General features: G+C 69.8%; 23 protein-coding genes, 1 tRNA gene and 1 pseudogene. 12 read left to right on the forward strand and 13 right to left on the reverse strand.

Annotated features, from left to right (window positions below):
• The first annotated feature begins 84 nt into the window (after window positions 1-84).
• The 3 genes and pseudogenes from tgt (at window position 85) to prfB (ending at window position 5,301) form a co-directional block, all read left to right on the forward strand.
• Window positions 85-1,208 (forward strand): annotated as a pseudogene (tgt, locus tag OG2516_RS03605) (tRNA guanosine(34) transglycosylase Tgt).
• 295 nt (window positions 1,209-1,503) lie between these two features.
• Window positions 1,504-3,915, forward strand: a complete 2,412-nt coding sequence (lon, locus tag OG2516_RS03610; RefSeq protein ID WP_007254260.1) for an endopeptidase La — start codon at window positions 1,504-1,506, stop codon at window positions 3,913-3,915.
• Between the two features lie 261 nt (window positions 3,916-4,176).
• The gene (gene prfB, locus OG2516_RS03615; RefSeq protein ID WP_007254261.1) at window positions 4,177-5,301 is read left to right on the forward strand and encodes a peptide chain release factor 2; all 1,125 of its coding nucleotides are present in this window, start codon (window positions 4,177-4,179) and stop codon (window positions 5,299-5,301) included.
• Window positions 5,302-5,334: 33 nt separating this feature from the next.
• Here prfB and gpt read toward each other — a convergent pair whose 3' ends face one another.
• From gpt to fabI, 3 genes are read right to left on the reverse strand one after another with little or no spacing between them, the layout of a single operon-like run.
• Entirely contained in the window at window positions 5,335-5,835 is a 501-nt protein-coding gene (gene gpt / locus OG2516_RS03620; protein WP_007254262.1) for a xanthine phosphoribosyltransferase, read from the reverse strand.
• A gap of 9 nt (window positions 5,836-5,844) precedes the next feature.
• The gene (locus tag OG2516_RS03625; protein WP_007254263.1) at window positions 5,845-6,456 is read right to left on the reverse strand and encodes a LysE family transporter; all 612 of its coding nucleotides are present in this window, start codon (window positions 6,454-6,456) and stop codon (window positions 5,845-5,847) included.
• A 5-nt stretch (window positions 6,457-6,461) separates the two neighbouring features.
• A complete protein-coding gene (gene fabI / locus OG2516_RS03630) occupies window positions 6,462-7,274 on the reverse strand; it encodes an enoyl-ACP reductase FabI (RefSeq protein ID WP_007254264.1) in 813 nt (270 codons plus the stop codon).
• A 179-nt stretch (window positions 7,275-7,453) separates the two neighbouring features.
• Here fabI and pdxH point away from each other — a divergent pair, with 179 nt between their 5' ends.
• The 4 genes from pdxH to OG2516_RS03650 all read left to right on the forward strand — a co-directional run bounded on the left by pdxH (window position 7,454) and on the right by OG2516_RS03650 (window position 9,323).
• Window positions 7,454-8,059 (forward strand): pyridoxamine 5'-phosphate oxidase, encoded by a 606-nt coding sequence (pdxH, locus tag OG2516_RS03635; RefSeq protein ID WP_007254265.1) that lies wholly within the window; start codon window positions 7,454-7,456, stop codon window positions 8,057-8,059.
• Between the two features lie 149 nt (window positions 8,060-8,208).
• Window positions 8,209-8,748: a cold-shock protein gene (locus tag OG2516_RS03640; protein WP_040614953.1), complete on the forward strand. Its 540-nt coding sequence runs from the start codon at window positions 8,209-8,211 to the stop codon at window positions 8,746-8,748.
• On the forward strand, window positions 8,712-9,200 hold the full coding sequence (locus OG2516_RS03645; protein WP_040614954.1) for a DUF192 domain-containing protein: 489 nt from the start codon (window positions 8,712-8,714) through the stop codon (window positions 9,198-9,200). Before OG2516_RS03640 ends, OG2516_RS03645 begins: the two co-directional genes overlap by 37 nt.
• A gap of 46 nt (window positions 9,201-9,246) precedes the next feature.
• A tRNA-Pro gene (locus OG2516_RS03650) sits at window positions 9,247-9,323 on the forward strand.
• Window positions 9,324-9,342: 19 nt separating this feature from the next.
• Here OG2516_RS03650 and OG2516_RS03655 read toward each other — a convergent pair.
• Window positions 9,343-9,825: a hypothetical protein gene (locus tag OG2516_RS03655; RefSeq protein ID WP_007254268.1), complete on the reverse strand. Its 483-nt coding sequence runs from the start codon at window positions 9,823-9,825 to the stop codon at window positions 9,343-9,345.
• Window positions 9,826-10,389: 564 nt separating this feature from the next.
• Between OG2516_RS03655 and OG2516_RS03660 the strand changes: the two genes are divergently transcribed.
• A complete protein-coding gene (locus OG2516_RS03660) occupies window positions 10,390-14,070 on the forward strand; it encodes a vitamin B12-dependent ribonucleotide reductase (RefSeq protein WP_007254269.1) in 3,681 nt (1,226 codons plus the stop codon).
• Between the two features lie 206 nt (window positions 14,071-14,276).
• Here OG2516_RS03660 and OG2516_RS03665 read toward each other — a convergent pair whose 3' ends face one another.
• A complete protein-coding gene (locus OG2516_RS03665) occupies window positions 14,277-14,564 on the reverse strand; it encodes a DUF6958 family protein (RefSeq protein WP_007254270.1) in 288 nt (95 codons plus the stop codon).
• 103 nt (window positions 14,565-14,667) lie between these two features.
• On the opposite strand from OG2516_RS03665, the gene OG2516_RS03670 reads away from it, so the two are divergent.
• Window positions 14,668-15,117 (forward strand): PRC-barrel domain-containing protein, encoded by a 450-nt coding sequence (locus OG2516_RS03670; protein ID WP_007254271.1) that lies wholly within the window; start codon window positions 14,668-14,670, stop codon window positions 15,115-15,117.
• On the opposite strand, the gene OG2516_RS03675 is transcribed toward OG2516_RS03670, so the two are convergent.
• Window positions 15,114-15,533, reverse strand: coding sequence for a cupin domain-containing protein (locus tag OG2516_RS03675; RefSeq protein WP_040615428.1), 420 nt, complete (start codon window positions 15,531-15,533; stop codon window positions 15,114-15,116). The genes OG2516_RS03670 and OG2516_RS03675 overlap by 4 nt on opposite strands.
• A 75-nt stretch (window positions 15,534-15,608) precedes the next feature.
• Here OG2516_RS03675 and OG2516_RS03680 point away from each other — a divergent pair, with 75 nt between their 5' ends.
• Window positions 15,609-16,667, forward strand: coding sequence for an NAD(P)/FAD-dependent oxidoreductase (locus tag OG2516_RS03680; protein WP_007254273.1), 1,059 nt, complete (start codon window positions 15,609-15,611; stop codon window positions 16,665-16,667).
• On the opposite strand, the gene eno is transcribed toward OG2516_RS03680, so the two are convergent.
• Genes eno through OG2516_RS03695 form a run of 3 tightly spaced genes read right to left on the reverse strand, consistent with a single transcriptional unit; the run spans window position 16,664 to window position 19,316 of the window.
• On the reverse strand, window positions 16,664-17,938 hold the full coding sequence (eno, locus tag OG2516_RS03685) for a phosphopyruvate hydratase (protein WP_007254274.1): 1,275 nt from the start codon (window positions 17,936-17,938) through the stop codon (window positions 16,664-16,666). The two genes, OG2516_RS03680 and eno, sit on opposite strands and share 4 nt — an antisense overlap.
• 56 nt (window positions 17,939-17,994) lie before the next feature.
• On the reverse strand, window positions 17,995-18,900 hold the full coding sequence (locus OG2516_RS03690; RefSeq protein ID WP_007254275.1) for a DMT family transporter: 906 nt from the start codon (window positions 18,898-18,900) through the stop codon (window positions 17,995-17,997).
• On the reverse strand, window positions 18,900-19,316 hold the full coding sequence (locus OG2516_RS03695; RefSeq protein ID WP_040614955.1) for a Fur family transcriptional regulator: 417 nt from the start codon (window positions 19,314-19,316) through the stop codon (window positions 18,900-18,902). Before OG2516_RS03695 ends, OG2516_RS03690 begins: the two co-directional genes overlap by 1 nt.
• Window positions 19,317-19,405: 89 nt before the next feature.
• On the opposite strand from OG2516_RS03695, the gene OG2516_RS03700 reads away from it, so the two are divergent.
• Entirely contained in the window at window positions 19,406-20,227 is an 822-nt protein-coding gene (locus tag OG2516_RS03700; protein WP_156799266.1) for a GNAT family N-acetyltransferase, read from the forward strand.
• Here OG2516_RS03700 and OG2516_RS03705 read toward each other — a convergent pair.
• From OG2516_RS03705 to OG2516_RS03720, 4 genes are read right to left on the reverse strand one after another with little or no spacing between them, the layout of a single operon-like run.
• Complete coding sequence (locus tag OG2516_RS03705) at window positions 20,224-21,444, reverse strand: HD domain-containing protein (protein WP_007254278.1); 1,221 nt, start codon at window positions 21,442-21,444, stop codon at window positions 20,224-20,226. The two genes, OG2516_RS03700 and OG2516_RS03705, sit on opposite strands and share 4 nt — an antisense overlap.
• Window positions 21,444-21,878 carry a hypothetical protein gene (locus tag OG2516_RS03710; protein WP_007254279.1) on the reverse strand — a complete coding sequence of 145 codons (435 nt, stop codon included), beginning with the start codon at window positions 21,876-21,878 and terminating at the stop codon, window positions 21,444-21,446. Before OG2516_RS03710 ends, OG2516_RS03705 begins: the two co-directional genes overlap by 1 nt.
• Window positions 21,875-22,099: a hypothetical protein gene (locus tag OG2516_RS03715; RefSeq protein WP_007254280.1), complete on the reverse strand. Its 225-nt coding sequence runs from the start codon at window positions 22,097-22,099 to the stop codon at window positions 21,875-21,877. Before OG2516_RS03715 ends, OG2516_RS03710 begins: the two co-directional genes overlap by 4 nt.
• Before the next feature lie 13 nt (window positions 22,100-22,112).
• On the reverse strand, window positions 22,113-22,766 hold the full coding sequence (locus OG2516_RS03720) for an alpha/beta hydrolase (RefSeq protein WP_007254281.1): 654 nt from the start codon (window positions 22,764-22,766) through the stop codon (window positions 22,113-22,115).
• Between the two features lie 148 nt (window positions 22,767-22,914).
• Between OG2516_RS03720 and iscR the strand changes: the two genes are divergently transcribed.
• Window positions 22,915-23,376 carry a Fe-S cluster assembly transcriptional regulator IscR gene (gene iscR, locus OG2516_RS03725; RefSeq protein ID WP_040614956.1) on the forward strand — a complete coding sequence of 154 codons (462 nt, stop codon included), beginning with the start codon at window positions 22,915-22,917 and terminating at the stop codon, window positions 23,374-23,376.
• The last annotated feature ends 30 nt before the right edge of the window (window positions 23,377-23,406 follow it).

Consider the following 23,406-nt stretch of genomic DNA (forward strand, 5'->3'; position numbering starts at 1 on the left):
ACGCCGGGGCCTCAGGGGAAGGCTCGCCGCGCGCCGGGGGGGGCGCCGATTGCCAAGCCGGGCGGGCGGGGATAGGTCGCGGGCATGAGCTTTGCCTTCCGCCTCGACGCCACCGACGGCGCCGCCCGCACCGGGGTCATCTCGACCCCGCGCGGCGAGATCCGCACCCCGGCCTTCATGCCCGTGGGCACCGCCGCCACGGTCAAGGCGATGATGCCCGAAAGCGTGCGCGCCACGGGCGCCGACATCTGCTGGGCAACACCTACCACCTGATGCTGCGCCCCGGCGCCGAGCGCATCGCCCGGCTCGGCGGGCTGCACCGGTTCATGAACTGGGACCGGCCGATCCTGACCGACTCGGGCGGCTTCCAGGTGATGAGCCTCGCCGACCTGCGCAAGCTCACCGAGACGGGCGTCACCTTCCGCTCGCACGTGGACGGCAGCAGGCACGAGCTGACACCGGAGCGCTCGATGGAGATCCAGCGCCTGCTCGGCTCCGACATCGTGATGGCGTTCGACGAGTGCCCCGCGCTGCCCGCCGACCGGGCGCGCATCGAGGAGAGCATGCGGCTGTCGATGCGCTGGGCGGAGCGCTCGCGCGCGGCCTTCGGCGACCGGCCCGGCCATGCGCTCTTCGGCATCCAGCAGGGCGGGCTCGAGCGGGACCTGCGCGACGAGAGCGCGGCGGCGCTGACGGGGATCGGCTTCGAGGGCTACGCCATCGGCGGCCTCGCGGTGGGCGAGGGGCAGGAGGCGATGTTCTCCGTGCTCGACTACGCGCCCGGACAGCTCCCGGCGGACAGGCCGCGCTACCTGATGGGCGTGGGCAAGCCCGACGACATCGTCGGCGCGGTGAAGCGCGGCGTCGACATGATGGATTGCGTGCTGCCCTCGCGCTCGGGGCGCACCGGCCAGGCCTGGACGCGGCGCGGGCAGGTCAACCTGCGCAACGCCCGCCACGCCGACGACCCGCGCCCGCTCGACGAGGACTGCACCTGTCCCGCCTGCACCGGCTACAGCCGCGCCTACCTGCACCACGTGGTGCGGGCCCGCGAGATGATCGCCGGTATGCTGCTGACGTGGCACAACCTGCACTATTACCAGGCGCTGATGGGCGAGATGCGCGCGGCCATCGCCGCGGGGCGGTTCGCGGCGTGGGAGCAGGGGTTTCACGCGGCGCGCGACCAGGGGGACGTGGAGCGCCTGTGAGCGGCCGCCGGGGGCTGTCTGCCCCCGGACCCCCGAGGATATCTCCAGGACAGAGGGGGGCGCGGCGCGCTTGCGGCGGGGGCGGCGCGTCTGCGCGCGACGGGCGTTCGTTTAGGGACAAGTGACACGATCCTCGCCTTGCTCCCCTGCGCGTGGAGGGGCATTGTCGGGGGCAACGCCGAGCGAAGGTTGAAACGGAGGGGACAGGCCCCCAGATTCAACATCCAGTCAGGGGACGGGTCGAGGCTGCCGACATCTGGGGCCGCGCCGTCTGCCGAAGTATAAGGACACGAGCATGCAAGAAGCCCTCAGCCCCTCCTACCCGGTCCTGCCGCTGCGCGACATCGTCGTGTTTCCGCACATGATCGTGCCGCTCTTCGTGGGCCGCGAGAAATCCGTGCGCGCGCTCGAGGAAGTAATGCAGGACGACAAGCAGATCCTGCTGTCGAGCCAGGTCGACCCGACCGCCGACGATCCCGATCCCGAAGGCATCTACCGCACCGGCGTCCTCGCCAACGTGCTGCAACTTCTCAAGCTGCCCGACGGCACCGTGAAGGTGCTCGTCGAGGGCCGCCAGCGGGTGCGCATCGTCGATTTCCTCGACAACGACTCCTTCTTCGAGGCCACCGCCGCCGAGCTCGAGGAGGAGGAGGGCGACGTCGAGACGGTCGCGGCGCTGCTGCGCTCCGTCTCGGGCGAGTTCGAGCGCTACGCGAAGGTCAAGAAGAACATCCCCGAGGAGGCGCTCGCGGCCGTTTCGGAAGCGTCCGATCCGGCCAAGCTCGCCGACCTCGTCGCCGGCCACCTCGGCATCGAGGTCGCCAACAAGCAGGAGCTCCTCGAGACGCTCTCCGTCGCCGAGCGGCTGGAGAAGGTCTACGGGCTGATGCAGGGCGAGCTGTCGGTGATGCAGGTCGAGAAGAAGATCAAGACCCGCGTCAAGAGCCAGATGGAGCGCACCCAGCGCGAATATTACCTCAACGAGCAGATGAAGGCGATCCAGCGCGAGCTGGGCGACGGCGACGAGGGCGCCAACGAGATCGCCGAGCTCGAGGAGAAGATCGCCAACACCAAGTTCTCCAAGGAGGCCCGCGACAAGGCCGAGGCGGAGATCAAGAAGCTCAAGTCGATGTCGCCGATGTCGGCCGAGGCCACCGTGGTGCGCAACTACCTCGACTGGCTGCTGTCGATCCCGTGGGGCGTGACCTCGCGCACCAAGAAGGACCTGGGCCGCGCCGAGAAGATCCTCGATGCCGATCATTACGGGCTCGAGAAGGTCAAGGAGCGCATCGTCGAGTATCTCGCGGTGCAGCAACGCTCCCGGAAGTCGAAGGGGCCGATCATGTGCCTCGTCGGCCCGCCCGGCGTGGGCAAGACTTCGCTCGGCAAGTCGGTCGCCAAGGCCACGGGGCGCGAGTTCATCCGCATCTCGCTGGGCGGCGTGCGCGACGAGTCCGAGATCCGCGGCCACCGCCGGACCTATATCGGCTCGATGCCGGGCAAGATCATCCAGGCGCTGAAGAAGGCGAAGACGACCAACCCGCTGATCCTGCTCGACGAGATCGACAAGATGGGCCAGGACTTCCGCGGCGACCCGGCGAGCGCGATGCTCGAGGTGCTCGACCCCGAGCAGAACGGCACCTTCGTCGATCACTACCTCGAGGTGGAGTACGACCTCTCCAACGTGATGTTCCTCACCACGGCGAACTCGTACAACATGCCCGGGCCGCTGCTCGACCGGATGGAGATCATCAGCCTCGCCGGCTACACCGAGGACGAGAAGCGCGAGATCGCCCGCCAGCACCTGTTGCCCAAGGTGATGAAGAACCACGGGCTGAAGGCGAAGGAGTTCAGCGTCGACGACAGCGCGCTGACCGCGATGATCCGCACCTATACTCGCGAGGCGGGGGTGCGGAACCTCGAGCGCGAGATCGCCAAGGTGGCGCGCAAGGCGGTGACCAAGATCGTCAAGAAGGAGGAGGAGGTCATCGAGGTGACCGAGGCCAATCTCGACGAGTATCTCGGCGTGCCCCGGCACCGGTTCGGCCTTGCCGAGCAGGAGGACCAGGTCGGCGTCGTGACCGGGCTGGCCTATACCTCGGTGGGCGGCGAGTTGCTCAACATCGAGGCACTGCGCCTGCCGGGCAAGGGCCGGATGAAGACCACGGGCAAGCTCGGCGACGTGATGAAGGAGAGCATCGACGCGGCCTCCAGCTACGTCCGCTCGATCGCGCCGCAGATCGGGGTCAAGCCGCCGAAATTCGACGCGCTCGACATCCACGTCCACGTCCCCGACGGCGCCACGCCCAAGGACGGGCCGAGCGCTGGCCTCGCGATGGTCACGTCCATCGTGTCGGTGCTGACCCAGATCCCGGTGCGGCGCGACATCGCCATGACCGGCGAGGTCTCGCTGCGCGGCAACGCGATGCCGATCGGCGGGCTCAAGGAGAAGCTGCTCGCAGCGCTCCGGGGCGGCATCAAGACGGTGCTGATCCCGGCGGAGAACGAGAAGGATCTCCCCGAGATCCCCGACAACGTGAAGGAGGGGCTGGAGATCGTCCCGGTCAAGCACGTCTCCGAGGTGCTCGAGCGCGCGCTGGTGAGCAAGCCCGAGCCCATCGAGTGGGACGAGGCCGCCGAGGAAGCCGCCGCCGCCGAGGCGCTCCTGCTCCGCAAGGACGAGGGGCCGGGTGCGGTGACGCACTGACGCCTCAAAGGAAGGGGGCGCTCCTGCGGGAGCGCCCTTTTTCGTTGGCGGAAGCCGGGCTGAAGCCCGGCCTACCGGGGCTGTCTCGTAAGCCGGGCTTCAGCCCGGCATTCCTAAAAGGCCCACAGGCCGTAGGCCGGGCTTCAGCCCGGCCCCCGCCCGCGCCCGAATGCACGGCTCGCGGCTCCGCCCCGCCATCCGCTTGTCCGGGGCAGGGGGCTCCTGTATCAGAGCCCGCACACTGATCTTGAGGTAAAAATCATGCGCGCCGAGACGCAGAACCTTGTCGAGGCCATCGAGAAGTCGTTGGCGCTGCTGGCCCAGCGGATGGACCGGGAGACCGCGCCGCACCGGCTCGAGGAGTTCAACGCGCGGGTCGAGGACCCGACGCTGTGGGACGACCCGGCGGCGGCGCAGAAGCTGATGCGCGAGCGGCAGGCGCTCGTCGATTCGATCGAGACCTACGACGGCATCGCGCGCGAGCTGGCCGACAACGTCGAGCTGATCGAGCTCGGCGAGATGGAGGACGATTCCGAGGTCGTCGCCGAGGCGGAGGCCGCGCTCGCCGCGCTCAAGGAGCGGGCCGCGCAGAAGGAGCTCGAGGCGCTGCTCGACGGCGAGGCCGACGGCAACGACACCTTCCTCGAGATCAACGCCGGCGCCGGCGGCACCGAGGCCTGCGACTGGGCGCAGATGCTGCAGCGGATGTACGTGCGCTGGGCCGAGAAGCGCGGCTACAAGGTCGAGCTGCAGTCGGAGGAAGCGGGCACCGAGGCGGGGATCAAGTCGGTCTCCTACAAGATCAGCGGCCCCAACGCCTACGGCTGGCTCAAGTCCGAGAGCGGCGTGCACCGGCTGGTGCGGATCTCGCCGTTCGGCAAGGGCACGCGGGAGACGTCCTTCGCGTCGGTCTGGGTCTACCCGGTTGTCGACGACAACATCGAGATCGAGATCAACCCGAGCGAGATCCGGCTCGACACCTACCGCTCGTCGGGCGCGGGCGGTCAGCACGTCAACACCACCGACTCGGCGGTGCGGATCACCCACCTGCCGACCGGCATCGTGGTGACGAGCTCGGAGAAGTCGCAGCACCAGAACCGCGACATCGCGATGAAGGCGCTGAAGTCGCGGCTCTACCAGATGGAGCTCGACCGGCGCACCGCCGACATCAACGCCGCCCACGAGGCCAAGGGGTCGGCGGGCTGGGGCAATCAGATCCGCTCCTACGTGCTGCAGCCCTACCAGATGGTGAAGGACCTGCGCACCGGCCACGAGACCTCGGACACCGGCGGCGTCCTCGACGGCGCGCTCGACGGCTTCATGGCCGCGACGCTGGCGATGGCGGTGTCGGGCAAGAGCCGCGCCGAGGCGCGCGGGGAGGAGTGACCGCTCCCCGACAGGCCGGCGGGGGCGGCGGCGTCAGTCGGTGCCGCGGTAGGGCTGGACGTACTGCAGCGCCATGTCCCAGGGGAAGAAGATCCAGGTGTCCTGGCTCACCTCGGTGATGAAGCTGTCCACCTGGCCCCGGCCCTGGGGCTTGGCGTAGACGGTGGCCACGTGCGCCTTGGGCATGTGCGCCCGCACCACTTCCAGCGTGCGGCCGGTATCGACGAGGTCGTCGATGATGAGCACGCCGGTGCCGTCGCCCACGAGGTCCATGTCGGGTGACTTGATCACCTTCGGCTCGCTCTGGGTCTGGTGGTTGTAGCTCTTGACGCTGATCGTATCGACGTGGCGGATGTCGAGCTCGCGGGCGACGATCATCGCCGGGGCCATGCCGCCGCGGGTGATCGCGACGACGGCCTTCCAGGCCCCGTCGTCGGGGCCGTGGCCGTCGAGCCGCCAGGCGAGCGCGCGCGCGTCGCGGTGAAGCTGGTCCCAGCTGACGTGGAACCCCTTTTCGTGAGGGAGTTTGTCCATGGCCACCCTTTATCCGAGCGCGACGCGCAGGCCAAGCACTCCGAGCGCCCCGCCGAGGCCGCGGTCCACCCAGGCCTTCGCGCCCAGGTAGGCGGCGCGGGCGCGGGGCAGCGAGAACAGGCGGGCGACGAGCAGGTACCACAGCACCTCGTCGAGCAGCACCAGCGCCACGATCGCCGCCAGCCAGCCCGTCCCGGTGCCCGGCGGGACGAGGCCGATGAAGACCGCGCCGAAGAACACGGCCGTCTTGGGGTTGGCAAGGAAGGTGAAGAGCCCGGTGCGCACGGCGGCCGCGAATCGGGTGGGGCCGGCGGTGCCGGTGACGGCCAGCGGCGCGTCGGCGTGGCGCCACATCTTCAGCGCCAGCCACACCAGGTAGGCGCCGCCGATGACCTTCAGCGCCGTCAGCAGGCCGGGCACCAGCTCGAACAGCAGCGCCAGCCCCGCCAGCGCCAGCGTCGCCCAGAGCGCCGCGCCGATCCCGAAGCCGAGCGCGAGCCCGGCGGCGGGCCGGAAGCCCGACGCGGCGGCGGTGCGCACCGCGACGACGAAGGACGGCCCCGGGCTGATCGCCGCGGCGAGGTGGATGGCGAGGATGGTGAAGAGCGCCGCCGCGCTCATGCCGCTCAGCCCTTGCCGGCGTCGATGTCGGGCGCGTCGACCGCCTTCATGCCGACCACGTGGTAGCCGCAATCGACGTGGTGCGTCTCGCCGGTGACGGCGCCGCCGAGGTGGGAGAGCAGGTAGAGCGCGCTGTTGCCCACGTCGTCGGTGGTGACGGTGCGGCGCAGCGGCGAGTTCAGCTCGTTCCACTTCAGGATATAGCGGAAATCGCCGATGCCGGAGGCGGCGAGCGTCTTGATCGGGCCGGCGGAGATGGCGTTGACGCGGATGCCGTCCTTGCCGAGGTCTTCGGCGAGGTAGCGCACCGACGCCTCGAGCGCGGCCTTGGCGACACCCATGACGTTGTAGTGCGGCATCACCCGCTCGGCGCCGTAGTAGGTCAGGGTCAGGCAGGAGCCGCCCCTGTTCATCATCTTCTCGGCACGCTGCACGACGGCGGTGAAGGAGTAGACGGAGATGTCCATCGACATGGCGAAGTTGGCGCGGCTGGTGTCGACGTAGCGGCCGCGCAGCTCGTTCTTGTCGGAGAAGCCGATGGCGTGGACGACGAAATCGATGTTGTCCCAGCGCTCCTTGAGGCCATCGAACAGGGCGTCGATGGAGCCCTCGTCGGTCACGTCGCAGGGCAGGACGATGTCGCTGCCGAGCGAGGCGGCGAGCGGCTCGACCCGCTTCTTCAGGGCGTCGCCCTGGTAGGAGAAGGCGAGTTCGGCGCCCGCGTCGGCGCAGGCCTTGGCGATGCCCCAGGCGATAGACTTGTCGTTGGCGAGCCCCATGATCAGGCCCCGCTTCCCCTTCATCAGCTCCGAGCCCATCCGCTTCCCTCGCTCTTGTTGACGCTGCGCCCCTTGACGGGCCCGCCGGCGTTTTCTCAGGGTTAGGCGATAGACACAACGGCTTCAAGCCGCGGCGAAATTCCGATGCGCAGTTGCGCGGGTGGATCAATTCTCTTAACAGCGCCGGGGCTTCGGCAGGGACGGGGGTATCAATTCCGATGAGCGACAGGTCCGGGATCTTCGCGGGAGACGATCCGTTCGCGCTCGCCCGTGGGTGGCTGAACGAGGCAGAATCGTCTGAAATCAACGACCCGAACGCCATCGCGCTGGCAACGGTCGACCCATCGGGGCTGCCGAACGTGCGGATGGTGCTGCTCAAGGCGATTGAAGCAGATGCTTTCGTGTTCTACACCAATTATGAGAGCGCCAAGGGTGTGGAGATCGATGCGACCGGCAAGGCGGCCTTCGTGATGCACTGGAAGTCCCTCCGCCGGCAGGTCCGGGTGCGGGGCCTTGTGGAGCGTGAGGGCGGCGAGACGGCCGACGCCTATTACCGGTCCCGCTCGCTGAAGAGCCGTATCGGCGCCTGGGCATCGCGCCAGTCGCGCCCGCTCGAGTCGCGCGCCGCCCTGATGGCCGAAGTCGCCCGCCAGACCGCCGCGCACGGCACCGCGCCCGAGCGGCCGCCCTTCTGGGGCGGCTACCGGCTGCGGCCGCTGGAGATCGAGTTCTGGGCGGACGGGGCGTTTCGCCTCCATGACCGATTCCGCTGGACGAGAGGGAATGTTGACGAAGAGTGGTCCACCGTGCGCCTGCATCCGTAAGGACGTGGCCGGCGGGTGGCGGGATGGTACCGCTCAACAAGGATTGTTCGAGTTTTTTACCATTATCTAAACAGTGTGTGTCAGTCTCTGTTTGAAGTGAACGCCGTCGGCTGAAGATCTTGGCCGCCGACGGCCGCGGGAAGGGAAGCATGGCGACGGAACAGGACGGAGGAGTGACGGTCACCGGGACCGTCAAGTGGTTCGATCCCGCCAAGGGCTTCGGCTTCATCGTGGCCGAGGATGGCGGGCCCGACATCCTGTTGCACGCCAACGTGCTGCGCAACTTCGGACAGAGCTCCGTCGCCGACGGCTCCGGCATCGTCGTCGAGGTGCAGGATACTCCGCGCGGCAAGCAGGCCGTCGCCGTCGTCGAGCTGACGCCGCCGGAGCTGCCGCGCGTCAGCCAGTTCGGGGACCTCGCCGAGATCGATCCGGAAACGCTCGCCAGCACGCCGCTCAGCCCGGCGCGGGTGAAGTGGTTCGACAAGGGCAAGGGCTTCGGGTTTGCCAACGTGTTCGGGTTGGCGGAGGATGTGTTCGTCCATATCGAGGTGCTGCGCCGGTCGGGCCTGTCCGACCTGCAGCCGGGCGAGGCGATCTCGCTGCGGGTGATGGATGGTAAACGCGGTAAGATGGCCATGGAGGTTTCGTCATGGGAAGCGGCGCTCACGGACTCCGCCAGGCAATAGCCGGCGCGCTGGCGCTGTGCGCGGCGCTGCCGGCGACGGCGCAGGAGCTTTGCTCGGAAGACCGGGTGACGGTGACGGGCGAGTGGGGGCAGGCGCGCTTTCACGTGCAGGTGGCCGACGACAACGCGGAGCGCGGGCGCGGGCTGATGTTCGTGGAGGAGATGCCGACGATGGCCGGCATGCTCTTCGTCTACGAGGCGCCGCAGCGCGCCTCCTTCTGGATGGCCAACACGCTGATCCCGCTCGACATGATCTTCGCCGCGCCCGACGGCACGGTCACCCGCGTCCATCACGAGGCGATCCCGCACGACCGCACCCCGATCGACGGCGGCGACAACGTCCGCTACGTGCTCGAGATCAACGGCGGCCTGGCCGCGCAGCTGGGCATCTCCGAGGGCGACGTGCTCCAGCATCCGGCGATCGGCCCCGATCCCGCCTTGCCCTGCCGCTAGCCCTTCCCAAAGCCGCGCGCCTTGGCTAGAGACGCGGCACGGTCGTCGGGGCGTGGCGCAGTCTGGTAGCGCACCTGTTTTGGGTACAGGGGGTCGTGAGTTCGAATCTCGCCGCCCCGACCACCGTGATCTCCTCCGGCATCTAGAGCGGCTGTCCGCCTGCGCGCAGCATCACGTCCTTCATCATCCGCCCCATCTGCGAATCTGCGAGCCGAATGATCCGCAGCCCGCCGGCCTGCTGCGGGACGCGGATGTAGTTGTCGGCCGTCACGAGAAAGCCGCCGTCGTCGGCCGCCTCGCTCGCGAACGAGATGACGAATCGCGGCAGGTTCTCGACCGTCCCGTCGAATTCCAGGATCAGCGCCGCCGCCGCGTCGACCGGGGGCAGCGACTCGCAGCGCAGGTGGCTCCGGTCCGGGCGCACGATCTCCTGGCCCGGCGCGGTGCAGGCCTCGGCGGCGGCGTAGAACAGCCGGTCGGGGTAGTCGGAGAAGAACGCCTTGCTCTGCCCGGGCGCCGCGCCGGTCTCGACCTCCGAGACGTCGAGCACCAGCTCGCCCGGCGGCACGGGCGCGGCGCAGGCCGCGAGCAGGGCGAGGCCGACGAGGGCGGGCAGGGGGCGCATGGGCGGACTCCTTCGTGCCGGGGCTGCGAGCAGAGTGGCATGTATGTGACTCCCCCGAAAGAGCGTCCCACTGACGCGGGAAGTTCTCCCCCGGCGGTGGATGATCCGGCCGCGCCGCTTCGGGCGACGCCTCGGATTCGGCCATTAACCCTTTCTGCCACAAGGCTCGCGCCCTTCCGGGGGCCCGCGGCTTGATCGTGCTGTCTGTGGAGCATCCTGTGGAGGAATCGCCGCCCGATTGGGCAAGGCGGCGCGGCAACACCAGATCAACAGCAAAGAGCTAGATTTTGTCGAAAATCCACGTTGACCCACCACTCCTAGTAAGCCTACTTTTGTGACTGTCGGCGCGGGGGCCACTAGATGTGGTAGCAGCGGCGGCAAAGGGTACAGTCAGGCATACCAGCGCGACCCCGCCACACCGGGCGGTGCGCCACCCCGCTCGCCATGCGGCCGCGGGGGCCGGGCTTCCCTTTGCGCCCAACCTGGCGGGCCGCGAGAGGCACCGGGGCGACCCGAACAACAGTTGGACCGCCCGCAAGCGGCGGCAAATGGGGCTAGGACGTAATGAAGATCGATCGCCGTTTCACCAAGGCCGGCCAGGACGCGTATGCCGACGTGGAGTTCCGCGTCACCTCTTCGGAGATTCGCAATCCTGACGGCACCACGGTGTTCAAGCTCGACAAGTGCGAGGTCCCCGCCTCCTGGAGCCAGGTCGCCTCGGACGTGATCGCGCAGAAGTACTTCCGCAAGGCCGGCGTCCCCTCCGAGATCGTCAAGGTGAAGGAAAAGGGCGTCCCCGAGTTCCTGTGGCGCGGCAAGCCCGCCGAGGGCGCGACCATGTCGGGCGAGACCTCCGCGCGGCAGGTGTTCGACCGCCTCGCCGGCGCCTGGGCCTACTGGGGCTGGAAGGGCGGCTACTTCTCCACCGAGGCCGACGCCGCCGCCTACTTCGACGAGATGCGCTACATGCTTGCCACCCAGATGGCCGCGCCGAACTCGCCGCAATGGTTCAACACCGGCCTGCACTGGGCCTACGGCATCGACGGCCCCGCCCAGGGCCACTTCTACGTCGACTGGAAGACCGGAAAGCTCACCAAGTCGAAAAGCTCCTACGAGCACCCCCAGCCGCACGCCTGCTTCATCCAGTCCGTCGCCGACGACCTCGTCAACGAGGGCGGCATCATGGACCTCTGGGTGCGCGAGGCGCGGCTGTTCAAGTACGGCTCGGGCACGGGGACGAACTTCTCGTCGCTGCGCGCCGAGGGCGAGAAGCTCTCGGGCGGCGGCAAGTCGTCGGGGCTCATGGGCTTTCTGAAGATTGGCGACCGCGCGGCGGGCGCCATCAAGTCTGGCGGCACGACCCGTCGGGCAGCGAAGATGGTCATCGTGGACGCGGACCATCCGGATATCGAGGACTTCATCAACTGGAAGGTCCTCGAGGAACAAAAAGTCGCGTCCATTGTCGCGGGTAGCAAGATGCACGAGCAGAAGCTCAACGCCATCTTCGCCGCGATCCGGACCTGGGACGGGGCCGAGGCCGACGCCTACGATCCCAAGTCCAACGGGGCTCTGAAAGAGGCGATCCGCGAGGCCAAGAAGGTCGCCATTCCGGAGACCTACGTGAAGCGGGTGCTGGATTATGCCCGCCAGGGGCATACCAGCATCCACTTCCCCACCTACGACACCGACTGGGACAGCGAGGCCTACAACTCGGTCTCTGGCCAGAACTCCAACAACTCGATCCGCGTCACCGACGCCTTCCTCGAGGCGGTCCGCAATGACGGCAGCTGGGACCTGATCTCGCGCACCGACGGCAGCGTCACCCGCACCGTGCAGGCCCGCGACCTCTGGGAGCAGATCGGCCACGCCGCCTGGGCCTGCGCCGATCCCGGCATCCAGTTCCACGACACCGTCAACGCCTGGCACACCTGCCCGGAAGACGGCGCGATCCGCGGCTCGAACCCGTGCTCGGAGTACATGTTCCTCGACGACACCGCCTGCAACCTCGCCTCGATGAACCTGCTGACCTTCCACAAGGACGGCGCGTTCCTGGCCGAGGAGTACATGCACGCCACCCGGCTCTGGACGCTGACGCTCGAGATCTCGGTGATGATGGCGCAGTTCCCGTCGAAGGAGATCGCGCAGCTTTCCTACGATTTCCGCACCCTCGGCCTCGGCTACGCCAACATCGGCGGGCTGCTGATGAACATGGGCCTCGGCTATGACAGCGACGAGGGCCGCGCCATGGGCGGTGCGCTCACCGCCATCATGACCGGCGTCGCCTACGCCACCTCCGCCGAGATCGCCGGCGAACTTGGCGCCTTCTCCGGCTACGAGCGCAACCGCGAGCACATGCTGCGGGTGATCCGCAACCATCGCAACGCGGCCTACGGCAAGAGCGACGGCTACGAGGCGCTGGCGGTCAAGCCGGTCGCGCTCGACCACGCCAATTGTCCCGACCGCCGGCTGGTGCAGCTCGCCACCGCGGCCTGGGACGAGGCGCTCGCGCTCGGCGAGAAGCACGGCTACCGCAACGCCCAGTCCACCGTCATCGCGCCGACGGGCACGATCGGGCTGGTGATGGATTGCGACACGACCGGGATCGAGCCGGACTTCGCGCTGGTGAAGTTCAAGAAGCTCGCCGGGGGCGGCTACTTCAAGATCATCAACCGCTCGGTGCCCGCCGCGCTCGACACGCTCGGCTATTCGGCGGCCCAGGTCGACGAGATCGTCAACTACGCCGTGGGCCGCGGCACCCTCGTCGGCGCGCCCGGGATCAGCCACGAATCGCTGGTCGGGCACGGCTTCACCAAGGCGGTGATCGAGAAGGTGGAGGCGGCGCTGCCGTCGGCCTTCGACATCCGCTTCGTCTTCAACCAGTGGACGCTGGGCGAGGACTTCTGCACCGGCACCCTCGGCATTCCCGCCGACAAGCTCAACGACCCGACCTTCGACCTGCTGCGCCACCTGGGCTACAGCCGGGCCGACATCGACGCCGCCAACGACTTCGTCTGCGGCACGATGACCCTCGAGGGCGCGCCGCACCTCGCCGAGGCGCACTACGCGGTCTTCGACTGCGCCAACCCCTGCGGCAAGAAGGGCAAGCGCTACCTCTCCGTCGAGGCGCACATCCGCATGATGGCGGCGGCGCAGAGCTTCATCTCGGGGGCGATCTCCAAGACGATCAACATGGCCAACGACGCCACGATCGAGGATTGCCAGCAGGCCTACGAGCTGTCCTGGTCGCTCGGGGTCAAGGCCAACGCGCTCTACCGCGACGGCTCCAAGCTCTCCCAGCCCCTCGCCGCGGCGCTGATCGAGGACGACGAGGAGGCCCGCGAGACGCTGGAGACCGGCTCGGTGCCCGAGAAGGCGGCCGTTCTGGCCGAGAAGATCGTCGAGAAGATCATCGTCAAGGAGGTGATGCGCACCGACCGCTCGAAGATGCCGCACCGCCGCCGGGGCTACACGCAGAAGGCCATCGTGGGCGGCCACAAGGTCTACCTGCGCACCGGCGAGTACGAGGACGGGCGGCTCGGCGAGATCTTCATCGACATGCACAAGGAAGGCGCCGGCTTCCGCGCGATGATGAACAACTTCGCCATCGCCGTCTCCGTCGGGCTTCAGTACGGCGTGCCGCTCGAGGAGTTCGTCGACGCCTTCACCTTCACCAAGTTCGAGCCGGCCGGCATGGTCCAGGGCAACGACAGCATCAAGTCGGCGACGTCGATCCTCGACTACATCTTCCGCGAGCTGGCCGTCTCCTACCTCGACCGCACCGACCTCGCGCACGTGAAGCCCGAGGGCGTGAGCTTCGACGACATGGGCCGCGGCGAGGAGGAAGGCGTCAGCAACTTCCGCCCGGTCCCCGACAGCCGCGGCGCCTCGCCGATCGACGTGCTGCGGCAGGTCGCCTCGTCGGGCTACATCCGCAAGCGGGTGCCGCAGGAGCTGATGGTGCTCGACGGCGGGCAGGGTGCGGCGGGCAACGTCGCGCTCGGCACGGCGGAGCAGGTGGCGGCGTTCTCGGCCGTGGTGTCGGGCGCGGGCGCACCGGCGGGCGAGAGCTCGACACGGGCTCAGGGCATGGCCACGACCGCGGCCTCCGCGCTGACGGCGCGCGACAAGGCCAAGATGCAGGGCTACGAGGGCGATCCCTGCGGCGAATGCGGCAACTATACCCTGGTGCGCAACGGCACCTGCATGAAGTGCAACACCTGCGGCGGCACGTCGGGCTGTAGCTGATCAGATCATGAGCACCTCCTCGCTGCTGTCGAATCGACAATAGCGGGGAGGTCTGAACAAAAGGTTGACGAGACGCGGGCAGCGACTTCGCTCTTGGCTCTCCTCCCGCGGGAGGAGCGGCGTTCAGGCCGCAGGCAACGAACCGGGCGGTACACCAGAACGAGCCTGAACGGCATCAACTCGAGGGGGCTCCAGGCCCCCTCTTTTCATGTCCGGTAGAGCCGCACCGGCTTCGTGGAGCGCGCCAGCACGCCCTTCGCCTCGAGGTCGAGGTGGACGGCCTTGAGCCACCAGCCCGAGGTCGCCCCGCCCGGGAAGTGCTCTTCGGGCAGCAGCGGCTTGAGCGCCGCGTGCGCGTCGGCCACCGCCATGCCCGGCGGCGCGTCGGGCAGCACCTGGAGCAGCGCGGCGCGCATCGCCTCGTATTTCGCCCGCTCGAGCCGCGTCACCTGCCCGGGGTGGTTCACGTTCTCCACCTCGATGCGGTCGTTCATGGTGTCCCTCCTCGTCCGGTAGCGTGCACCTGTCCGGTGCGGAACGTTTGTCCGAGACTGAGCGTTTGTCCGCCGACATGCCACCCCCTTCAGGAGACCGCCCATGCGCCGCCTCATCTCCCTCGCCGTCGCTCTCGCGCCCCTCGCCGTCGGCGCCCAGGAGGCTGTCCTCGACGAGGATCCCGGACCCATGTCCGACAGCGACATGGCCCTGCTGGTCAAGGCCGACGACGTCTCGGACGCGGAGATCTACACGCTCGCGGAAGGCTACGACGAAGCCTTTTGGGCGAGCGGCGAGGACTTCGGCCCGGTGCTGTCGAATCTGCAGTCGATCGGCGAGGTCGAGGACGTGATGCTCGACCGCGACGGCCGGGTCGTCGGGGTGACGGTCGATGTCGGCGGCTTCCTCGGGATCGGCGAGAAGGAGGTCCTGCTGCCGCTGAACGATATCCGACTGGTGGCCGAGGACGACGACGACCTGATGATCGTCACCCGCCTGACCGAGGAGCAGCTCGAGGCGCAGGACGACGTCGGCGGCGTGTTCGGCGACTAGGGCGGGATGTCGAAGCCCGGCGGCGCGAGGGTGAAGCCTTCGAAGCGGAAGGCCGGGCTGACGGTGCAGCCGACGAGGGTCCAGTCTCCGGTCGTGCGCGCCGCCTGCCAGTGGTGCGGCGGCACGATGTGCTGGGGGAACTCGCCCGCGGCGAGGTCCGGGCCGAGGCGGTAGTGCTGCGCCGGGCCGGCGTCGCTCTCGGAGATGGACAGGATGAGCGGCGCGCCAGCGTAGAAGTGCCAGATTTCCGCGGCATCGACCGTGTGCCAGTGGCTGCGCTCGCCCGCTTTCAGCAGGAAGTAGATCGCCGTACCGGGCGGGCGGCCCTCGCTCTCGGCGATCCATGTCTGCCGGTAGTGGCCACCTTCGGGATGCGGCGATAAGCGGAGGCGGGAGATGATGTCGTCGGCGCTCAGATCGGTCATGGTGGGTGGCTAGCATGGCGGGCCGCGGCGGTCATCAAGGCAGGCAGACCAGGCGAGGGAGCGCAGATGGGCAAGCGGGTGATCGTGATCGGTGGGGGCATCATCGGGGCCTCGGTGGCGTGGCACCTCGCGCGGCGGGGGGCGGAGGTGACGGTGCTGTCCGCCGGGCCGGGGCCGGCGAGCGGCGCGACGTTCGGCTGGATCAATGCGAGCTTCTACCTCGACGAGGCGCACTTCCGGCTGCGGCAGGCGGGTATGGCGGCCTGGCATCGGCTGGAGGCGGTGGCCGGGCAAGGACTGGTCGACTGGTGCGGATGCCTCAACTGGGAGGAGCCGGACCCGGCGGAGACAGCCAGGCGGCTGAGCGGACTCGGATACGCGATCAGACAGCTGCCCGGTACCGAACTCCGGGTGCGGGAGCCGCGGCTGGCGGGCTTGTCCGATACCGCACTTCACGCGCCGGAAGAGGGGATCGTCGAAGGTGCGGAGGCCGTTGCACGGCTGCTCGCGGGCTCGGGCGGCGTCGTCCTGTCGGGGGTGAAGGTTAGCGCACTGCTGGCCGAGAAAGGACGCGTGTCCGCTATCGACACCAACGCCGGGCGCTTCGAGGCCGATCACGTCGTGCTCGCCGCCGGAACGGAGACCGCCGCCCTGCTCGCGCCGCTCGGGATCGAGCTGCCGATGTTGCAGCGGCCCGGGATGGTCCTGCGCACGCGGCCCGTCGAGAAGGTGCTCTCGCACATCATCGTCGCGCCGGGGCAGGAGCTGCGGCAGGACGCGGCCGGGCGGCTCGTCGCCTCGACGGTGGGCAAGCACCAGGAGGATCGGGCGGACCGCATCGCGGAGCGACCCGACCTGGCGGCGGAGGCGACGCTGGCTCGGATCGCGGCGCTGCTGCCCGGCGTAGACCTGGAACTGGAGAGCGTCACCCTGGCCAACCGCCCGATGCCGGCCGACGAGCGGCCGGTGATCGGCGCGGTCGGCCCCGAAGGGCTGACCGTCGCCGTGATGCATTCGGGCGTGACGCTCGCGGCGATCCTCGGCGAACTGGTCGCGGCGGAGGTGATGACCGGCGCCGACGACCCGCTGCTGCGGCCCTACCGCCCGAGCCGGCTCATCGCCTAGCGCAGGATCGAGCGGCCGGCATACTCGGCGGCCGAGCCAAGCATTTCCTCGATGCGGATCAGCTGGTTGTACTTCGCCAGCCGGTCGGAGCGGGCGAGCGAGCCGGTCTTGATCTGGCCGCAGTTCGTGGCGACGGCGAGGTCGGCGATGGTGGCGTCCTCGGTCTCGCCAGAACGGTGCGACATGACGTTGGTCATGCCCGCACGGTGGGCCATCTCGACGGCCTGCAGCGTCTCGGTGAGCGAGCCGATCTGGTTGACCTTGACCAGCATCGAGTTCGCGGCGCGCTTCTCGATGCCCATCTTCAGCCGCTTGGGGTTGGTGACGAACAGGTCGTCGCCGACGAGCTGGCAGCGCTCGCCGAGCGCGGCGTTGAGCGCGACCCAGCCGTCCCAGTCATCTTCCGAGCAGCCGTCCTCGATGGAGATGATCGGGTAGTCCTTCACCAGCGCCTCGAGGTAGGCGACGTTCTCCTCGGGGGAGAGCTTTTTCCCTTCGCCCACCATGTCGTAGACGCCGTTCTTGAAGTACTCGGTGGCGGCGCAATCGAGGGCGAGATGGATGTCGTCGCCGGGGGTGAAGCCGGCCTTCTCGATGGATTTCAGGATGAAGTCGAGCGCTTCGCGGGTCGAGCCGAGGTTGGGGGCGAAGCCGCCCTCGTCGCCGAGCCCGGTCGAGAGACCGGCATCCGATAGCTCCTTCTTGAGCGTGTGGAAGACCTCGGAGCCGAACCGCACCGCCTCGGCGATGGAGGTCGCGGCGACGGGCATGATCATGAATTCCTGGATGTCGATCGGGTTGTCGGCATGCTCGCCGCCGTTGATGATGTTCATCATCGGCACCGGCAGCATCCGCGCCGAGGTGCCGCCGACATAGCGGAAGAGCGGCTGGCCGGAGTAGATCGCGGCGGCCTTGGCCGTGGCGAGCGAGACGCCGAGGATGGCGTTGGCGCCGAGGCGGGCCTTGTTGTCGGTGCCGTCCAGCTCGATCATCGCGAGGTCGATCTCGACCTGGTCGGTGGCGTCGGCGCCGAGGATCGTCTCGGCGATCTCGCCGTTGACCGCGGCGACCGCCTCGAGCACGCCCTTGCCCTTGTAGCGCCCCTTGTCGCCGTCGCGCTTCTCGACCGCCTCGTAGGCGCCCGTCGACGCGCCCGAGGGCACCGCCGCGCGGCCCATGGTGCCGTCCTCGAGGGTGACGTCGACCTCGATCGTCGGGTTGCCCCGGCTGTCGAGGATCTCGCGGGCGTGGATGTCGATGATGGTGCTCATGATGGTCTCCCGGACGAGATGTTTGCGCTATCGGACCGGCGGCGCGGTCGGTCGCGCTATAGCGTGGGTTGCGCCTGGAGGGAAGCGGCGCGCGCGGCCCGGCGCCTGAGCCGCTGCTCGCGCCAGAAGGCGTAGAGGCCGGAGCCGACGATGATCCCGGCGCCGAGGTAGGTCATCGCGTCGGGGCGCTCGCCGAAGAAAATCGTCGCCAGGATCAGCGCGAACAGGATCCGCGCGTAGCGGAACGGCGCGATGACGCTCATCTCGCCGAGCCGCGTCGCCGCGACGATGAGCGAGTAGCCCGTCATCCCCACCACCAGCGTCGCCGCGAGGCCGGCCCAGACGAAGGGCGAGGGCATCACCGGAGTGTCGCCCGCGAAGATCATCATCAGCGCGCCCGCGGGGATGACGACGGTGAAGGCCGAGGCCGACAGCTGCAGCGAGGGCACGCCGGGGGGAATGCGCCGCGTGGCGAGGTCGCGCATGGCGAGGCCGGCGACCCCGAGCAGCGCGAACAGCGCCGCGGCGTCGGCGCCGCCGATGCCCGGCCGCAGCACGATCATCACGCCCGCGAAGCCGAACCCGACCGCCGACCAGCGCCGCCAGCCGACGGTCTCGCCGAGGAACAGCGCCGCGCCGAGCACCACCGCGAGCGGCACCGCCTGCAGGAGCGCCGAGGCGGTCGACAGGTCGCCCAGCGTGAAGGCGAGCACGTAGCCGAGGGTGCCGAAGAGTTCGCCGAGGTTGCGCAGGATCGCCGCGCGGCCGAGCAGCGCGCGCGTGAACATCGGCTGGCCCCTGCGCGCCAGCAGCGCCCAGTAGCTGAGCGCGCCGAACAGGCCGAGGAGCATCAGCGCCTGGCCCGTCGGGATCATCGTCGCGATGCCCTTGAGGAGCGCGTCCTCGACCGCGAACGCGGCCATCGACAGCGTCATGAACAGCGCCGCGCGCAGGTTGTCCATCAGCTGTCGTCCTTCAGAGGAACCCCGTAGAGCTCGAGCTTGTGGCCGGTGAGGCGGTAGCCGAGCTTGCGCGCGATGCGCTCCTGCAGCTGCTCGATTTCGGCGTCGACGAACTCGATGACGTTGCCGCTCTCGAGGTCGATGAGGTGATCGTGGTGGGCGCGGGAGGCGGGCTCGTAGCGGGCGCGGCCGTCGCCGAAATCGAGCTTGTCGAGAATGCCTTGCTCCTCGAACAGCTTGACGGTGCGGTAGACGGTGGCGAGCGAGATGCCGGCATCGGCGGAGGACGCGCGGGCGTAGAGCTCCTCGACGTCGGGGTGATCGTCGGCGGCCTCGAGCACGGCGGCGATGGTCCGGCGCTGGCCGGTCATCCTGAGGCCCCTGGCCTCGCAGCGCTGTAGGATGGTCTTGGGCATGGCGGGGACTCGGGTCGCGCTCCGGGGCCTCCTCTTACCGCGCGGGGGCGGGAGTGGCCAGAGGCGGGGCGTTAGGGGAATCTTCATGGGTGCGTGCTTTGCTGCGCGTCATGGAGGCGCTGCAGCAGACGCCGGTGTTCGCCGCCGCGGTGAGGGCGCTCGGCGGGCGGGCGCGCGTCGTCGGCGGCGCGCTGGTAATCGAGCGGCGGCTGCTCGGTGTGCCGGTGCGGCTGGCGTCGCGCTGGCGGGCGGGCGAGGGGTCCGCGCCGGCGGCGTTGGTCAACGCCGAGACGGCGGCGTGCGGCGCGCCGCTGCGGGCGATGGGCTACCGGCGGATCGTCGCGCCGGTGGAGGTGGCGGAGCTGTGCCTGGCGCCGCCGCCCGACGCGCTGCGGGCGGCGATGGCGCAGAAGTGGCGCAACCGGCTGAACGCGGGCCTGGCGCGCGCGGGGCCGGCGCCGGAGGGCGGGCCGTTCTGCATGGAGCGGCACGGCTGGGTGCTCGCGGCGGAGGCGGCGCAGCGGCGGGCGCGCGGCTATCGCGGGCTGCCCGGCGCGCTGGTGCCCGCGCTGGCGGCGGCGGAGCCGGGGGCGGTGCACTGTGCGGCGATCGGGCGGCAGGCGGCGATGATCTTCGTGCGCCACGGCGCGGTGGCGACATATCTCGTCGGCTGGTGCGGCGACGAGGGGCGGGCGGCGGAGGCACACCGCCGGCTGCTCTGGGCGGCGATGCTGTCGCTGCGCGCGCAAGGCGTGTGCCGGCTCGACCTCGGCACCACCAACGCCGCGGCGCCGGGGCTGCGGCGCTTCAAGGCGGGCAGCGGCGCGCGGCTGCGCCGGCTCGGCGGGACGTGGCTGTGGCTGCCGGGTTGCCGCGCCTGCGGTATCGGTTCGGCAAGATCCGGGCGCTAGTCTCGCGGTGAGAACCAGGCGTCGAGGCGGGGCTCGAGGGCGGACCAGAGCGGCGCGGCGCCGCGGCGGACCTTGGTGCCGACGCGGGCTTCGAGCTGCTCGCGGGTGACGGCGTAGGCGGTCCAGGTGCCGCCGTCGGTGGCGAGGTTCGCCATGACGGGCTGGACCCGGTCGAGCGCCTTGGCGAAGACGGCGTCGGGGCTCACGGCCGCCTCGAACTCGTCCCAGAGGGCGCGGAAGGCGGCGCCCTGCGGGCCGGGCAGCAGGCCGAAAAGTCGCGCCGCCGCCCGTTCCTCGCGCGCGGCCTGCAGCGCTGCGTCGTGCAGCGCGTGGACGGGCACGTCGCCGGCGTCGATCTCGACGAGGTCGTGCAGGACGAGCATCTTCAGCGACCGGGCGGGGCGGACTTCGGGCGCGGCATGTTCGGGCAGCACGATGGCGTAGAGGGCGAGGTGCCAGGAGTGCTCGGCAGAGTTCTCGCGCCGGGTGCCGTCGAAGGTGCCGGTGGCGCGCAGGACGCCCTTCAGCCGGTCGGCCTCGGCGAGGAAGCGCAGCCGCGCGCCGAGCGGTTCGGGCGCGGGCAGGCCGGCGCCGTCGAGCAGGGCGGTGGCGTGAGCGTGCAGCTCCGGCCAGTCATCGCGCAGCGCGGCGGCCTCGCCGGTGGTCAGCGCGGCCCGGGCGGCGTCGCGGTCGGTCTCGGTGAGGCCGGTGGCGGCGAGCGTCTGCAGGAGCGGCTGGGCGAGGGCGAGCGTCCGGACGAAGCGCGCCGCCGGGCCGTCGCCGTGCCGTGCCTCGGCGTGGAGCGCGGCGAGGGCGGCGCCCTGCTCGGCGGGGAGCAGGGCGAAGAGCGGGGTGACGGGGCCGGTGTGGCCATCGGTGCCGGGGGCGCTGGTGTCGGTGCCGCCGGGACCTGGGCGGTCCGGAAGGTCCTCGGCGTTACGCGCCCCACCCCAGTCCGCCCGTGCCGCCGCGACACGCGCGGGGGCGACGGCGTCGAGGTCGTGCAGGAGGCAGAGCGCGAGGGCGCGGTCCAGGTCGGTGCCGGCGGGGGCGCTGTCGGCGAAGGCGAGGGCCCAGAGGGCGCGGTGCCAGGCGGCCTCGGCGGCGTTCTCGGCGCGGCGGTCGTCCATGAGGCGGCTGCCGCTCGGCACGGCCTTGAGGCCGTCGGCGGCGACGAGGAAGGCGAGCTGCGCGGCCAGGCGGTCGGCGGCGGCCATCACCCGGTGCCCGGCCGCGAGAAGGTGCGGGAAGGGGGCGGCGCGACGCCGGGGCGGAGCATGGCGGTGAAGTGCTCCGGGTCGGGGAAGCCGTCCCACGGATAGAGCCCGTGGCAGGCGTTGAGGAAGGCCTCGATGACCGCCGGGTCCTGCAGCGGCGGCCACTCGGTGGCCAGGGTCCGGTCGATGCGGCCGAGCGGCGGCAGGGCGTGATAGCCCGCCCTCCACCAGATGCCGCGCTCGAAGGGGCTGGCGGGGGTGCGGGGCGTGGCGACGATCTCGGCGTCGCTCAGCGGGCCGCCGTCAGCGTCGCGGCGCAGTGTGAGGAGGAGGTCGAGCGTGCCGTCGACCTCGACGCGGGCGACCTGGCCGAGCCCGTGGCCGCCGTCGAGCAGCGGCACGAGGAAGTGGTCGGCCTCCGCCGGCGCGCTCACTCCTTGAGCCCGCCCTGCGCCTCGATCTCCTTGAGCGCCGCCCGCGCGCGCCGCTCGGCGAGCCGGACGCGGATCGCGGTGCGGAAGGCCTCCTCGGTGGTCTGCGAGGAGGCGCCGAGCGACTTGGCCACGGCCTCGGCGATGCGGTCGTCGCCGAGCCGGTCCATGAGCTCGATCGTCTCGAGGGCGAGGCGGTCGGCGACGTCGTCGGTCAGGGACATGGGCGCGGCTCCCTCAGCGGGTGGTTTCGGTCAGGCGGCGGCCGACATACTCGCTCACCGAGGTGATCATCGTGTCCATGTGCGGATCCTCGAAGAAGTGGCCCGCGCCCTCGACCGTCTGGTGGGTGATGGTGATGCCCTTCTGCTCGTGGAGCTTGTTCACGAGGTTGACCGTGTCCTGGGGAGGGGCGACGCGGTCGCCCGAACCGTTGATGACCAGCCCCGACGAGGGGCAGGGGGCGAGGAAGGAGAAGTCGTACATGTTGGCCGGCGGCGAGACCGAGACGAAGCCGGTGATCTCGGGGCGGCGCATGAGCAGCTGCATCCCGATCCACGCCCCGAACGAGAAGCCGGCGACCCAGCAATGCTTGGCGTTAGCGTTCATCGACTGCAGGTAGTCGAGCGCCGAAGCGGCGTCGGACAGCTCGCCGACGCCCTGGTCGTACTCGCCCTGGCTGCGGCCGACGCCGCGGAAGTTGAACCGCAGGACGGTGAAGCCCAGCTTGTAGAATGCGTAGTGCAGGTTGTAGACGACGCGATTGTTCATCGTCCCGCCGAATTGCGGGTGCGGGTGCAGCACGATGGCGATCGGCGCGTCGCGGTCGCGCTGCGGGTGATAGCGGCCCTCGAGCCGGCCTTCGGGGCCAGGGAAGATTACCTCGGGCATGCATCACCTTTCGTCGCGCGGCCGCGAACTTGACGTTTGCGCGGGCTTGTTTAGAAGTGTTCTAAACTCCGGATCCCGGAGGTATAGGGGAAGTAAACAGGCGTGTCGGCGGCGTCAATGCTGGCCGCGTTCCCGTCCGGAGGGTCTGATGAAGCTGAGTACCAAGGGTCGTTACGCGATGGTCGCCCTGGCCGACCTGGCGCTGTTGCCGCAGGGCGGGCTGGCGTCGCTGGGCGAGGTCTCGCGGCGGCAGGACATCTCGCTGCCCTATCTCGAGCAGCTGTTCGTCAAGCTGCGCCGCGCCGGCCTCGTCGAGAGCGTGCGCGGCCCCGGCGGCGGCTACCGTCTCGCGCGACCGGCGAGCGAGATCCGGGTGGCCGACGTGCTCGGCGCGGTCGACGAGACGGTGAGCGCGATGCACAAGGGCGCGGGCGCCTCTGGCGGCGCGTCGGGCTCGCGGGCGCAGTCGCTGACCAACCGGCTCTGGGAGGGGCTGTCGGCGCATGTCTACGTCTTCCTGCACCAGACCCGGCTGTCGGACGTGGTGGGCAACGCGCTCGCCCCGTGTCCGGCGGTACCGTCGCTGTTCGAGGTCGTCGATGAGGGCTGAGCCGGGAGAGGGGGGCGCTGCCCCCGTCGC

The sequence above is a fragment of the Oceanicola granulosus HTCC2516 genome, assembly GCF_000153305.1.
GTDB lineage: Bacteria > Pseudomonadota > Alphaproteobacteria > Rhodobacterales > Rhodobacteraceae > Oceanicola > Oceanicola granulosus.